Consider the following 13,877-nt stretch of genomic DNA (forward strand, 5'->3'; position numbering starts at 1 on the left):
TCAACAAAAATTAGGCTACTTATCTCCGATAGAATATCGAAAACAAGCAGCCTAATTGAGATGCTTTTTTGTTATGTCTCAAATTAAGGGTTCAGCACCCATTTTCCATCATACCTTTTAAATCTTCATTTTTCAATATCACCACCATCCCCGTTCGTTTATTCTTCTCAAAAATATTTTCGATAATACCTCTATCATGAAATTTATCTCTAAGTATAGGCTGAAAGTCTTATATATTAACTTTATTAAACTAAAGGAGAGACATTAGCTATTTTAAAGTAACACTTACTGTTCCCGAATCCATAATATAGACTTTCAAATAATCTTTTCATAGATTGTACATATCTTTAGTATGCTCCGTAGTCAAAAAATTCAAGAATCATGTATTAATAGTCTTACTTTAGTTCCACCTTCAAATAAGAATCCTTAATTAGCTTGCTAAATATTTTCGCCCACAGTAATTAAACTACCTATTTTCATTTTTTCGATTTTTCTATTAAGGGGACTACAATGTTGGGATACCATCTCCTATTAATGTAGAGATACCTATTTCAACTGGCGGTCGTGGAGACAGTACGTTTTGATAACGTTATTAGTAACATAATGCAAAATCAACATAAACAAAAGCAGCTACAGTTGCACATACAGAAACTTTAATAGCTTTTCAAATCAGTAAAAGTATATAACCTGATACAGGTGAAGAAAACAACAAAAGTTTTGTAGATTCTGTATTAGCATTATTTGGTGCTCGTCGTAAATAATCATTTCGTTTATTCGAATTAAATAGTAAGTAATTATGAAGAGAAGGATCAACAAAATGTTGATACTTCTCTTTTTTTTATATATAAATAATAAAAATCGCTACATAAAAACTAGTATATTATATTAATAAAACAATACATATTACTTGCAATACCGTATGTATAGATGCATTTATTGTAAATTGTTTGATAGATTTTAAAATGAATTTTAAAAATTTAATAAAAATATACAGGATTTAAATACTTGATATATTCACAATAATGAAAGAATTATACTTTTAAATACTAGTTTTTTATATATCTAAGATTGTGAAAAAATATTTTTTGAAGTTAAAAGGAGACATTTTTAAATAAAATGTCTCTTTTTAATGTTTAACTATATGAATATACTAAGTACACAATATAAATAAAAATTTATAAGATATTTTTTTGATAATAAATAAAAAATTATATAAATTTTTAAATAGAAAAGAAGGTGATATTATTAAAAAGTTTAACAGTGTATTTTTAATAATATTATTGCTTAACGTACTATTCACTGAATTGTTTGGTGGTATTGCTTCAGCAGATACTGTAACAAGATCAAGTGATAATAGTGAATTATTGCAAGTCACTGCAATGAATCATACTGATTCAACGATTGACTGGCATATCACTATAAATTCAGCGAAACAACAGTTAAGCGATAAGAAAGTAACGCTCAGTCTTAAGGGGAAACAAAATTTAGACCTCAACGCACTGAATACTCAGTTAGCAACGTATGGTGCAGAGGTCACGCAACCAGATTCTGCTCGTCCTGATTACATTATTGTATTAAAAGATGATAATCAAAGTTTATCTTTCGATTTAACAACAGCAATCCAGGATCAGAATCAAACAGATTATCGTCTCACTTTAACGCATATGAATAATGGTGCAGCGATTGAAGCGACGGATGCTGTGTATCAAACATTTGAAATTAAAGGTGACGTAGTATTTGAACAACTTCCATCTGACATCGCACAACCTGACAGTGAAGTAATACTCGTGAATGCTGATACGCAGGAGAAAGTGATGAGAGTAGTTGTAAATCCAGACGGTTCTTATATTTTTAACGATGTAAGAAAGTTTGATGATCAAGGTAATGAGATTAAGTACGAAGTAACGTCATCTCTTACTGGTAATTATAAGACGACAGTTGATCAGCATACGATTACACATACGTATCTTGAAACGACTATTAAAGGTATTATAGATAACCCTTCTAATGAACCGCTTGAACTAACATTAATGAACAAGACAACCGGTGAAAAAGTAGATACTTTAACTGTTGAGAGTAGTGATACGTATCAGTTTGAAAACCTACCTGAAAAAAATGATGATGGTACACCAATTGAATACGAGGTAAGTGTGAAGGCGATTGACGGTTATAAGGTGAGCGTGAGTGACTATAACATCACACTTCAAAAAGAAGACGCAGTAACAACAGAGTCTCCGGCAACAACTTCTGATGGGGAAGCAAACACAAAAAATTCATCAGAAGACCCGACGACCGAAGACCCAACAACTGAAGCTGCAACAACGGAAACTATAAACTCAAGTGATGTAGCTTCAGTTGATTCAGTAGACACAGTGACAGCTCAACCCGTAGAAGATTCAGTCGTAGCAGTGGATGCTGCTCCTACAGGAGTGTCAGCTTTTGCTTTTCCATCACTGACGATTGATTCATCAAACATTCAAACGTTAACGACGACAACAGCAAATTCAACGTTTACGACTGACTCACCCATTGTACATAGTACAACGGGTGACAAGATGACGATGAATGCGACATTGAGTCCAGATGGTACAAAAATTAACTGGACAATCACAATTGGAAGAAATGGTTCTACTACACATACAATTCAAGCTCTTCTGTATAATATGGTATTTAGTACGGGACAAACATTAGATACTTCGAGCTTTAAGATGATGTTATCAAATGGTTCTACTACGAACTTAACTTACAATACAACCTATAAAAGTGTGGAGGGAATTGTTTCTTCTCTTGGACAAGGGGCCAATGCCGGGATCATCAGTTTTTCGACCACTATTACAAATAAGAGTTTATCGAAATATACTCTGAATATTGGTGGCAGTTCACCTGCAGCTCAATTTATCGCTAAAAATATTACGCAAAATTTTACGATAACAGGGACGTTAAATTTAGCTGATACTACCCCGCCAAATGCGCCGGTTGTTAATGCTGTCAACACAACTACTACACTGTTAACAGGAAGTGCAGAAGCTGGTTCTAAAATAACGGTGATTTTATCAAATGGAACACAATTAACCGGAACAACAGACAGTGTAGGTAAATTTCAGATTTCTATACCTCCTCAATCTACTGGAAGTATAATAACTGTTAATGCCACAGATGTTGCAGGTAACGTCAGTCCAAATACACAAATTACAGTTACAGACATGTTAAATACAACAATCGGAACAATTTATGATAATCAAACGAGTGTCTCAGGAACAGCATCACCAAATAGTATTGTGACAATCACGAATGCTTCTGGTACAGTCCTTGGGAGTACGCAAGCCGACTCAAATGGACGTTATTATGTCGAGCTTTATCGTCCGCAAGCTGCTGGTACAGTAATCTATGCAGAGGCAAAGAGTAATACGGGGATTGTAAGTAACAAAGCACAGGCAACAGTACTATCTAGTGCAGGCGTTCCAACGCCTGGGAATGGTTTGCCTATTGTCGAGCCTAGCCCGACGTACATTGGTGATGTTAATAATATGACCTGGGATGAAAGAGGTCTTTATAGAAATAGAGTGCCTCAACCAGTCGAGTATAACGAAGGATTCTTGTGGAAAGCAACGCAACCTACCTCAACACCTAATAAATATTCGATTGATTTAAAGACACAAGGAAGGGAAACAGGATCCCAAGTTCCTTTGGACATTGTATTAGTAGTAGATAATTCTTACAGTATGAATTATGTGGGGACTAATGGAGTGTCTAGATGGCAAAATATGAAAAATAGCGTCAATACCTTTGTTGATCAAATTACTAAGTCTAATACTGGTAGTGCAACGGATACGCGCATCGGGGTTGTTAACTTTGCGTCAAACATTGTAAGTCAAACGGGCTTTCAAACGAATCCTACCTCAATTAAAAGTGCGATACCAAGCATTTACCAAACTGATGTAAGTCCTAATACAGGAACAGGACACACTTTTACACAACTAGGTATTCGCACAGGTTCTCAAATGTTATCAACTGCTCGTGCGACAGCCAAGAAAATAATGATAGTGTTAACTGACGGGGCACCTACCTTCAGTTATAAAGGAACAGCAGCGACATCGCCGGAAAATATTACTGCTTTTAGTACAACGCGTGTAGGAGATGGGCAACTATTTCCTCTCAGCTCAACGGCTGGAAATTTTGCTTATTCTATTGGTAGTGTATCGATAACAAATCATGGGCAGCCGACAATATCTGAAGCTAAAATTATTCGTGCTGCCCACCCTGAATACGAAATATTTTCAATCGGTTTAGAGACAAACAATACAATTAACACAGACGGGGCTACCCCGACTGAAATGAACAATGTTTTGAATAACATAGCTTCTAAACAAGCAAATGCATTTTTAGCAACGGATACTGCAAAAGATTTGCCGAATATATTAAGCAATATTGCGCAAACAACAATTAAGAGTATTGCCAGTGGTACAGTGACTGACCCAATCGGTACCATGTATGATTTAGATCTTGGGTCAAACAATGGATTCGATGCTTCTGATTACACATTAACAGCATCAAATCCTGCATTGTTAAATGGTGTTACTGTCACGTATGATGCGGCAACACGCACAATTAAAATCAATGGGTTAACACTTGGTAAAGGTGAATGGGTGAACATTAACTACAATGTCACGCTTCGTACAAGTGATCCAAATTTCGTGGACAGTCAGTGGTATCCGATGAATGGTAGAACGACTTTACAACCGACACCAACGAGTACTGTTCTAAGAGATTATCCAATTCCGGAAGCGAAATTCAGTCAGCCAACCTATAGTTTCTCATTTAATAAGTTAAGTGATACAAACCAACCACTTGCTGGTGCAGTATTCACGATTACTGATAGTACTGGTAAGGTCGTACAGGCAACAAGTAGTGCGAACGGGGTTGTTCAGTTCACTAATTTATCACCCGGGAATTATACGTTGAAAGAAATAACAGCACCACAAGGTTATCTATTAGATAGTGCAACTCATGCAGTGGTGGTAGCTTCTAACGGTGACATCACTGTAGATGGCAAGCTCTATACAGGTACTCTTCTTTACCAGCTCATCAATAAAAGTGCGGTTGGTAGTCTGGAAGTGAAAAAGTATGAAGCGGGTAATACAGCAAAAGTTTTATCAGGTGCTACATTCGAGTTACGTGATAGTACTGGTAAGGTCGTAATGACTAAGACAACGGATAGTACAGGTGTCATAAGTTTTACTAATTTACCGTTTGGAACGTATACACTTGTTGAAACGAAAGCACCTGCTGGATACGAATTAGATGCAACACCAATCACAGTAGAAATCAATAGTACAACAGTCGTTAAAAAAGACGTAGCGAATAATAAATCAATGCTACCTAATACTGGTGGTATGGGGACAGTTATCTTTACAGTTGTAGGTATTGGATTGATATTATTAGCCATCTGGCTAAAAAGAAAAAGACATTAACGCTTAACCTGCGATTAATATAAAAAATAAAAAGGGGGACATACTTACATGTCTAAAATTACAAAACGCTTTTCCGTTATTTTTGTCCTTGCATTATTAATGAGTATACTTACACCATTAACAAATGCTTTTGCAGCAGCACCAACAACAAACCTGACAATTCACAAAATTACAGGTGATACTGAAAGACAAGCAACTTATGGAGAATTATCAGGTACTGAAACACCAACAGGTGACCCGATTTCAGGTATTTCATTTAGTTACTGGAAAGTTACACCTGAACAATTAGCAACAATGAAAGCTAACATCTCAGCATATGATACAGATGCAGAAGTTCAAGCATATGTAGGTAGTGCAAAATTAGGAACAACAGCAAAAACTGCAGCTGACGGTACTGTTGTTGTACCTAACTTAGCAGAAGGTCAATACTGGTTCATCGAAGATCCATCAACAGCGGTTAAAACATCTAACGCTGTACCTTTTGGATTAGACTTACCTATTACAAATCAAGATGGTACGGGTTACATTACTGACTTACATGTTTATCCAAAGAATACTTTAGAAGATACACCGACAATCGATAAAGACGTAAAAACTGATGGCAACAAATCATCTTCATTCAACGTAGGTGACGAATTTAACTGGTTAATTCAACCAACAATCGTTAAAGGTATCGAAGAATACAAACAATACACAGTAACAGATAAAATTGATACAAAATTAGATTTCCAAGGCGTAGATAAAGTAACAGTAGAATTAAACGGTGCAGCATTAACTAACGCTACTGACTACAACGTAACTTATGATACAGCAACACGTGTTGTTAAAGTTGATTTCACAGCAACAGGACTTACTAAATTAGGTCAAGCAGGTACAACAGGTAAAGTAAACATCATGATTCCTACAGTGATCAACAATACAGCAATTATGGGACAACCAATCCTTAACGGTGCAACATTAAACTTTGATAATGGTCACGGTATCACTACTGAACCAGGTGGAACTACACCACCACCAGAAGTACCACCAACAGACATTCCTAAAGTATACACAGGCGGTAAAAACTTCGTTAAGACTGACGGAGCTTCAGGAACATTACAAGGTGCAGAATTCGTTATTAAAAATGCAGCTGGTGAGTTCTTAGTACAAGGCGCAACAACTTTAACGGCTACATGGACAACTGATCAGTCTCAAGCAACTAAATTTACTTCTGATGCAGCTGGTAAATTTGAAGTGAAAGGTTTATCTTACGGAGCAGACGGTTCAAATAATACAGGATCAACTGATTACTTCTTAGTAGAGGTTAAAGCACCTGCTGGATACACAATTCCAACGAACCCTGAAACTACATTTACAGTAAACGCTACTTCATACTACTCTGATCCAACAGCAATTACAGCTGCTACAGCTCAAGCTACAGCAGCACCACAAGAAATTATCAACAAAAAGACATCTATCCCTAACACAGGTGGTATGGGTACTGTATTATTCACAGTCGTTGGTCTTATGATGATGGCAGCAGCTATTATTGTTTACAGAAAAAGACAACAATCATAATCAACATATGAAATAGGGTAGACACTTTGTCTGCCCTTATTTTTATACAGAAAGGAGGATGACCATGAAGAAAGGTCCAGAGGAAATGCAAAACTCAAAAAAGCAAGCAGATAAAAAGAAAAGTAATCTATTATTTAATATCGTCTTTTCACTAATCTTTTTAGCAGGCGCTTTAATATTACTGTATCCGATGATTAGTGCAGTTTATTATGATTATCAATCAAGTAGTGAAGTGAATCAGTTCGATAAAGAAGTGAGTAAATTAGTTGATAAAGATGTTGATACACGTATTCGAAAAGCGAAAGCATACAATTCAACACTCGCAACGAATGAATTTATAAAAGATACATTCAGTGCAAAGGATAAAGCAGAAGGTAAAGCATTATATGCAAAGATGCTTGAAGTGAACGAACAAATGGGATACGTCGAAGTCCCACGTATTCATCAAAAACTGCCGTTATTTGCTGGAACAAGAGAACGTGTGCTTCAAAAAGGACTCGGGCATCTCGAACGCACATCACTACCTGTCGGTGGAGATACGACACATGCAGTCATTACAGGGCATCGCGGATTACCGGACAAAATGCTGTTTACAGATTTAGATAAAGTAAAAAAAGGTGACAAAATCTATATCACTAACATTAAAGAAACGATTGCTTATAAAGTCGATCATATAGAAGTGATTAAACCAAATGAAGTCGAGAAATTACGCATTATAAAGGGTGAGGACCGAGTTACACTCCTTACATGTACACCTTATATGATTAATTCACATCGTCTAATTGTACAAGGACATCGTATACCTTATACACCTGAAGAAGCAAAAGCACATGAAGCGGCTCAAGAAGCATGGTGGATGAAATTCCTTACAGTGTATAAATATTATTTAATTGGCATTGGTGTCAGTATTTTATTATATTTATTATATAGATACATTAAAAGGAAAAGGCGCCGTGATAATCAGTGAAACATATCATAAATCTTTTGTTTATTTGTGGTTTATTAATTGCAATCTATCCAATTATCGCAAAGATTTATTACAATTATGATTCGACGAAACAAGCTGAGCAGCTTGATAATAGTCGTATTGATGAACAAACTAAAAGCAGGTATAAGCAACAAATGGCATATAATGATGCTGTGAGAAGCAGAAAGCAACAGCTTACTTCTCCAGAGGTAAAGGCAAGACCAAAGGGAAAAGATGCAATACTAAAGAAATCGGAAGAAATTATCGCAACAGTTAAGATCCCAAAGCTGAAATTACATTATCCTGTATTTGACGGCGCAACACCGAAAAACTTAAATAAAGGTGTATCACGAGTGACTGGAACGAGTTATCCCGTTGGTGGACTCTCAACAAACAGTGTTCTTGCAGCACACTCTTATTCACCGTTTCAGGAATGGTTCACGCATATTGATCGCTTGAAGAACGGTGATAAAGTCATCGTGAATAACTTTAAAGAGAAACTCACCTATCAAGTTTATGACAGAGTAATTGTTACACCGGATAAAGTTGAAGCAATGGATATCAAAAAAGGTAAAGATATTATTACGTTACTTACATGTACACCAGATGGAAGTAAACGTCTACTTATCTATGCACAGCGTGCGCATCCGAAACAAATTATCAAACAGCAAGCGCAACCTATTCAGCAGAAGTCATGGTATGAACAAATTAAAGTATTATCAGATTCATGGCTTGTTTTATGTCTCGTGTTTATGATGACCTATATATTTTTAGTGTCAAAGAGAAAATAAACATTTCAACATACTCCTTGTAAAGAAGTCACTTACTAAGTGAAATCCTTCAAGAATTAATAGTGTAAAAAACTCCAAAGCAAATACGACTTTGGACGTTTTCATAGTTTGATTCTCATAGTATTGATATCATTCTTCAAGTTAAAAATTTTATAAGTATGTAGACATTACTTTATTGAGTATATTTGTATATAAGGATTCTATTACGTTTCAAATATATACTTTATAATTCAGCTAAGATTGATTTAATAATTCATTTAGCAGACTTATTATATATAGAAAACTCCAATTACAAATTTTTTGCTGTTCAAAAGATTAATCTCTTACTAACTCAGCCTCCATATGTAAGCGTATTAACTTCTGATTTTTAAATGTAAGGAGACAAACAGCTAGAGGCTCAATTAAAGCATAGTCATGATTTTCTCTTATAATATCTGTAACTACAATCTGTTCATCACTTCTTGTGTAACTTTTCAGAACCTCAAAAGTCCAATCTTGCTCTTTTTCAAATCTCTTCTTTAAAAGATTAATTGTTTGACAATAGTTATAGTTAACTTCTCTAGAACCATTAAAAATAAATTTAGCTTTTAAAGAGGCTGATACCTGTTTCTTCATACTTTCCAGATTTTGATTCTTCCAGTTGATAAATAAATTAACGTAGCCCATTATGTATAACCACCTATAATATGATATTTTAAGGATAATATAAATATGCTTAATTTATTTAACTTTTATACGTAGGTTCAATTTATAGTCTAAATTCTATTTTAAAAATGACAAATAAATTTACTAGTTATCTATATAACAACTTCCACTGTATACCTTGAATATTTTGATAACAATTGAATAAATTCTTTTAATCCATCTTTATCAAAATGACTCTTCAAGATATAACGTGCTCGCGCACTAACCTTTTGAAATTCTTCTATTTCGTCATACTCCATAACCAATGATTCGATTTGAGAGTAAAAACTACCATTTAAAAAGACTCCAATATATTGCGTATCTTCATAACCCTTCTTAATTGTAATTTGAGAGACGTCGCCACGTTCAATCAAATGATTAATTCTATTACCTACAGCCTGCCCACTCATATGAACTTTTTCACCAATTTCTTTATTAGTTAATCTGCTATCTTGCTTTAACATTCTTATGATTTCTAAATCAGTATGTTCCATTAACATAGTTCTTCCACATAGTAATGTCTACTTATAATTAAATTAATTATAATATTTTATCAAATAAAAGGGAGAGAATAAAATGAATAAAGCATTACTTATCATCGATGTACAAAATGACTACTTTAAAGATGAAAAATAACCGTTATATAATATAGATGAAGCACTTATTATGATTTTAAAAAACGAATCCAAATAAACTAAAAATGATGATTTAGAATTAGAAAAAACTATTGTTAGTACTTTTAACTAAAATAGAAAGAACTTTGGTACAAGATGAATTAAAAATCAGTTAAATAAATTAGGTATTATAGTATATAGGCGGAAAATAGGTCGTATTATGAAAAAATATAATTTAATAACAGTTTATACTAAAAGCTAAATATAAAAATCATCAGAAAGAAGACAAAATTAAAAAGCAAGACTCTTGTAGAATACAGAAATCTTGCTTTAATGAAAGTAACTTAATAAAAAGTTCAATTGTTGGGGTTCACTACCGATGACTACGCTACCATGATGACGATGGACAATCGTAACTCTTTCAAGGTGGCCGAACTCTGTATCAAAGTCAGAAAATTCAACCGTCTTTTCTGAAATATAACGTTGAAAGCCTGACGCCCTCTTTTTTCATGATAAACTTTAGGCTTTCTATTCCCTTTCATAGGAAGTGAATGAACATGCAGAATATCATCCTTGAACATTCTGGACAGCGGTTCAACAGGACAGCTAATAGATTCTTCATTTCTGCCTATGATTGTATCGGGTGTCCAGCCGTCGGCTATCTTTTGGTGACTATAACTGAGTCGATACTTGGGAAGGACAATCTTACGTTTTCCAAAATGGAATTTTCTCTTCTTATAGTTCTGATAGAGCTCCAGTGCAGATATACCATTAAATACATTATAAACAGCCTGCCATGACCGTTTAACTATTCGGCAGAGCTCACTAACTGAAATTTTCTGGTAGTAATATGATTCTATGCACTCAAGTTCCTCCGTGTAAGATGTGTATAGGCCATTTGTGCTAACTCTTTATGTTTGCTTTGGTCGAAAATACATATTGAGTTTAGCACAGAAGGCTTTTTTAGTTCTCAGCTTAATTTTACTATCGGCATAAATAAAATTATAATTAACAATACTTAATTTATGAAAATATATGTATAATTGGTAGTAGAAAACTCATATTTGTCTGAAAAATATGAAATTTCAAATGCTTATCAATATTTTATTTTTAAAGGAGAGTTACAATGCGTTCACAATGGCAAACATCAGAAGATAGATTAAAACTACTTAAAGAACTCGTAAAACAAGACAGCATAACTAATAGTGAAGGTGAAGTCAATTTTCCGTTTTATATCAAACGGACATTAAAACAATTAGAATATTTTAATAAAAATGAATCACATATTAAATTTATTGAAACTTACGATCACAAAAACGCAGTGGTAGCACTATATCGTTCTCATGATATCGATGACACAATCATTTTGATGAGTCACTATGATACGGTCGATACCAATGACTTCGGTCCCTTTCAATCACTTGCATTCGATTGTGATGCCTTAAATAAAGCATTTCAGAAAAATTTAGATAGCTTTAATGATGATCAGCAATCAGATATAAAATCTGATAAATATCTATTTGGTCGTGGTGTAATGGACATGAAATCTGGTCTCATGATGCATCTGAGTTTACTTGAAAAAGCAATCAATGAATCATGGCCAATCAATATTATTTTGCTAACTGTACCTGATGAGGAAGTGAATTCTTCAGGTATGAGAAGTGCCGTAAATGATTTATCAGATTTTATTGAACAGGAAAATCTGAAATTATTGCTAATAATGAACGGCGAACCTGCATTTAGTCAACACCCTGACGATGAACAGTACTATATTTATAATGGCAGTATAGGAAAAATAATGCCTTCGGTATTTGTTTATGGTAAAGAAACTCATGTCGGTGAACCTCTGAAGGGATTAAGTGCAAATTATCTTATCAGTCGAATTAATTCAGAAATCGAATATAATCCATTACTTACAGAACAATATAAAGATGAAATATCTCCATTACCAGTGAGTTTATATATGAAGGATTTAAAAGATGAATATAATGTACAAACACCTTTTATGGCTGTAAGCTATTATAATGTATTTTTATTTGAGCAAAGTTCAGCTCAAGTTTTCAAAAAATTTAATACTATCATTGAACAAACGATGAAAACGTGTACGAATGATTTAAAATTGTACTATGAAGAATTACCGCCTATCAAAGTTATCACTTATGAAAAACTCATGCAGTCAATGATTGACAAACATGGTCAATCAGTCGTTGATAAGATTTTAAATGATACAAATTTAAGTGATGAAAGATTATATGCACAGGAAGTTATTCAACAGTTACTGTTGTTAGACAGTAGCAATGATTATACAGTCGTTACATATTTAAATCCTCCCTATTACCCATCTGTAAATAGCGGACAACAAAAACTAATTAAATCTATTTCTAAATATGCTATCAAACAGATGAAAAAACAATTTAATCGAGAGACACAGAAGATATATTATTTTAATGGCATCTCTGATCTAAGCTATGTAAATTATACTCACGAAGCTTCCGATGAACACATTTACAGTTCAAATACACCTGGTTTTGGAAGAACTTATGACATTCCTTTTGATGCAATGAAAAAATTAAAAGCTCCAGTCATCAATATTGGAGCTTTTGGTAAAGATGCACATCAACTCACTGAGCGCATTGATATTAAAAGTGTTTCAGAAGAAGTGCCTTATGTATTAAATAAAATATTCCATAAATTTTTTATCAATAAATAATTAATACGCATTTAAACGGTGACTTATATGAAGTTGCCGTTTTATTAATTTGCCTGCACCTCTCTTTGGGTATTATTGCATACGGCGTCTTTATATAACCATAAAAATCGGTCAATTAGTACATGTGTTTTATTTGATTTTTCTTAATGATTCTCCTTCTAAAAATATTTTATAACACTTTGATACAGCACGATCTAAAATCGCATCTGCGATGGCTCCACCACCTAATATCTTATGCCATTCTACGGAATTCATTTGTGAACAAAGTATTAATGATTTTTCACGGCTTCTTATTTCGAATACCTCCATTAGATACTTTTGTTCTTGTTCAGTTGTATTTGTTAATAAAAAATCATCAATCACTAAAATATCTGCTCTGCTAATCTTCTTTAATAGCCTGTCCAAACTATTATTATAATCAGCTTGTTGTAGCTTACTTAATAAGTCTGTCATTCTAAAGAATAATCCATTATACCCATTATCAATCGCATGATTTATTAAAGCACAAGCGATGTAACTTTTACCAGTGCCGGTGGCACCTTGAATAATGACATTATTATTGGAAAGTATATAGTCATTTGTAGATAGTTGCTCAATTGTTTCGGACTTCAATTTCCTTTTTGGTGAATAGATTAAGTTTTCTAATCTGGCATTAATCACAGATAAATTCGCAGCTTTTCTATATCTCTCTTTTTTATTTCTTAATCGAGTATCAGATTCTTTAATTATTATTTTTTCTAAGATATCTAAAGTAGATAAATTTGGGTTCTAAGAAAGTAGTCTAAATGTAAAATCGCATAAAAAAATGGAATGCATTTCTCCATTCCAAATAGTTTAACTTTTTTGGGTTACTACAGCTCTTTGTTTATAGTTTTCGTTCGGTTTTTGTCGTAGCGGCAACTTCTGTTCCGCCGTTTATCCTGTTAATCTTAAGAGGAAAGGACTTATGTCTCATTCTCTTTAATTAATGTGCTAACATTTCTTCTTTAACTTCTTCACCTTTTAAATCACTTGGGTAGTAAGTTGGCCAATGCTCCATTTCTTTTAATAAAGCAGTGCGATCATCACCCATGTATAAGCGGT

General features: G+C 33.8%; 7 protein-coding genes and 2 pseudogenes. 5 read left to right on the forward strand and 4 right to left on the reverse strand.

The window, feature by feature from the left end; genetic code table 11:
* Positions 1-1,190 precede the first annotated feature (1,190 nt).
* The 4 genes from BHU61_RS11120 (at position 1,191) to BHU61_RS11135 (ending at position 8,786) form a co-directional block, all read left to right on the forward strand.
* A complete protein-coding gene (locus BHU61_RS11120; RefSeq protein ID WP_111716888.1) occupies positions 1,191-5,471 on the forward strand; it encodes a SpaA isopeptide-forming pilin-related protein in 4,281 nt (1,426 codons plus the stop codon).
* 48 nt (positions 5,472-5,519) lie between these two features.
* Complete coding sequence (locus BHU61_RS11125) at positions 5,520-7,028, forward strand: SpaH/EbpB family LPXTG-anchored major pilin (protein WP_111716890.1); 1,509 nt, start codon at positions 5,520-5,522, stop codon at positions 7,026-7,028.
* A 64-nt stretch (positions 7,029-7,092) separates the two neighbouring features.
* Positions 7,093-7,995 (forward strand): class C sortase, encoded by a 903-nt coding sequence (locus tag BHU61_RS11130; protein WP_242444254.1) that lies wholly within the window; start codon positions 7,093-7,095, stop codon positions 7,993-7,995.
* A complete protein-coding gene (locus BHU61_RS11135; RefSeq protein ID WP_111716892.1) occupies positions 7,992-8,786 on the forward strand; it encodes a class C sortase in 795 nt (264 codons plus the stop codon). Before BHU61_RS11130 ends, BHU61_RS11135 begins: the two co-directional genes overlap by 4 nt.
* Positions 8,787-9,101: 315 nt before the next feature.
* Here the strand turns inward: BHU61_RS11135 and BHU61_RS11140 are convergent, their stop codons facing one another.
* Complete coding sequence (locus tag BHU61_RS11140) at positions 9,102-9,452, reverse strand: hypothetical protein (RefSeq protein WP_111716894.1); 351 nt, start codon at positions 9,450-9,452, stop codon at positions 9,102-9,104.
* Positions 9,453-9,583: 131 nt separating this feature from the next.
* Positions 9,584-9,964 (reverse strand): winged helix-turn-helix transcriptional regulator, encoded by a 381-nt coding sequence (locus BHU61_RS11145; protein ID WP_170122545.1) that lies wholly within the window; start codon positions 9,962-9,964, stop codon positions 9,584-9,586.
* A 1,246-nt stretch (positions 9,965-11,210) separates the two neighbouring features.
* On the opposite strand from BHU61_RS11145, the gene BHU61_RS11150 reads away from it, so the two are divergent.
* On the forward strand, positions 11,211-12,794 hold the full coding sequence (locus tag BHU61_RS11150; RefSeq protein ID WP_111716898.1) for a M20/M25/M40 family metallo-hydrolase: 1,584 nt from the start codon (positions 11,211-11,213) through the stop codon (positions 12,792-12,794).
* Between the two features lie 129 nt (positions 12,795-12,923).
* On the opposite strand, the pseudogene BHU61_RS11155 reads toward BHU61_RS11150, so the two are convergent.
* A pseudogene (locus BHU61_RS11155) lies at positions 12,924-13,544 on the reverse strand (ATP-binding protein); the annotation flags it as partial.
* 214 nt (positions 13,545-13,758) lie between these two features.
* Positions 13,759-13,872, reverse strand: a pseudogene (locus tag BHU61_RS11160) (ZinT/AdcA family metal-binding protein); the annotation flags it as partial.
* Between the last annotated feature and the right edge of the window lie 5 nt (positions 13,873-13,877).

Origin of the sequence: Macrococcus epidermidis (genome assembly GCF_003259695.1) — a bacterium.
In the GTDB taxonomy this organism is placed as follows: domain Bacteria; phylum Bacillota; class Bacilli; order Staphylococcales; family Staphylococcaceae; genus Macrococcoides; species Macrococcoides epidermidis.

Excerpts from the sequence above, each read along its gene's own strand:
- BHU61_RS11125 (WP_111716890.1), top strand. The coding sequence starts at position 5,520 with ATGTCTAAAATTACAAAACGCTTTTCCGTTATTTTTGTCCTTGCATTA.
- BHU61_RS11130 (WP_242444254.1), top strand. The coding sequence starts at position 7,093 with ATGAAGAAAGGTCCAGAGGAAATGCAAAACTCAAAAAAGCAAGCAGAT.
- BHU61_RS11140 (WP_111716894.1), bottom strand. The coding sequence starts at position 9,452 with ATGGGCTACGTTAATTTATTTATCAACTGGAAGAATCAAAATCTGGAA.
- BHU61_RS11145 (WP_170122545.1), bottom strand. The coding sequence starts at position 9,964 with ATGGAACATACTGATTTAGAAATCATAAGAATGTTAAAGCAAGATAGC.
- BHU61_RS11150 (WP_111716898.1), top strand. The coding sequence starts at position 11,211 with ATGCGTTCACAATGGCAAACATCAGAAGATAGATTAAAACTACTTAAA.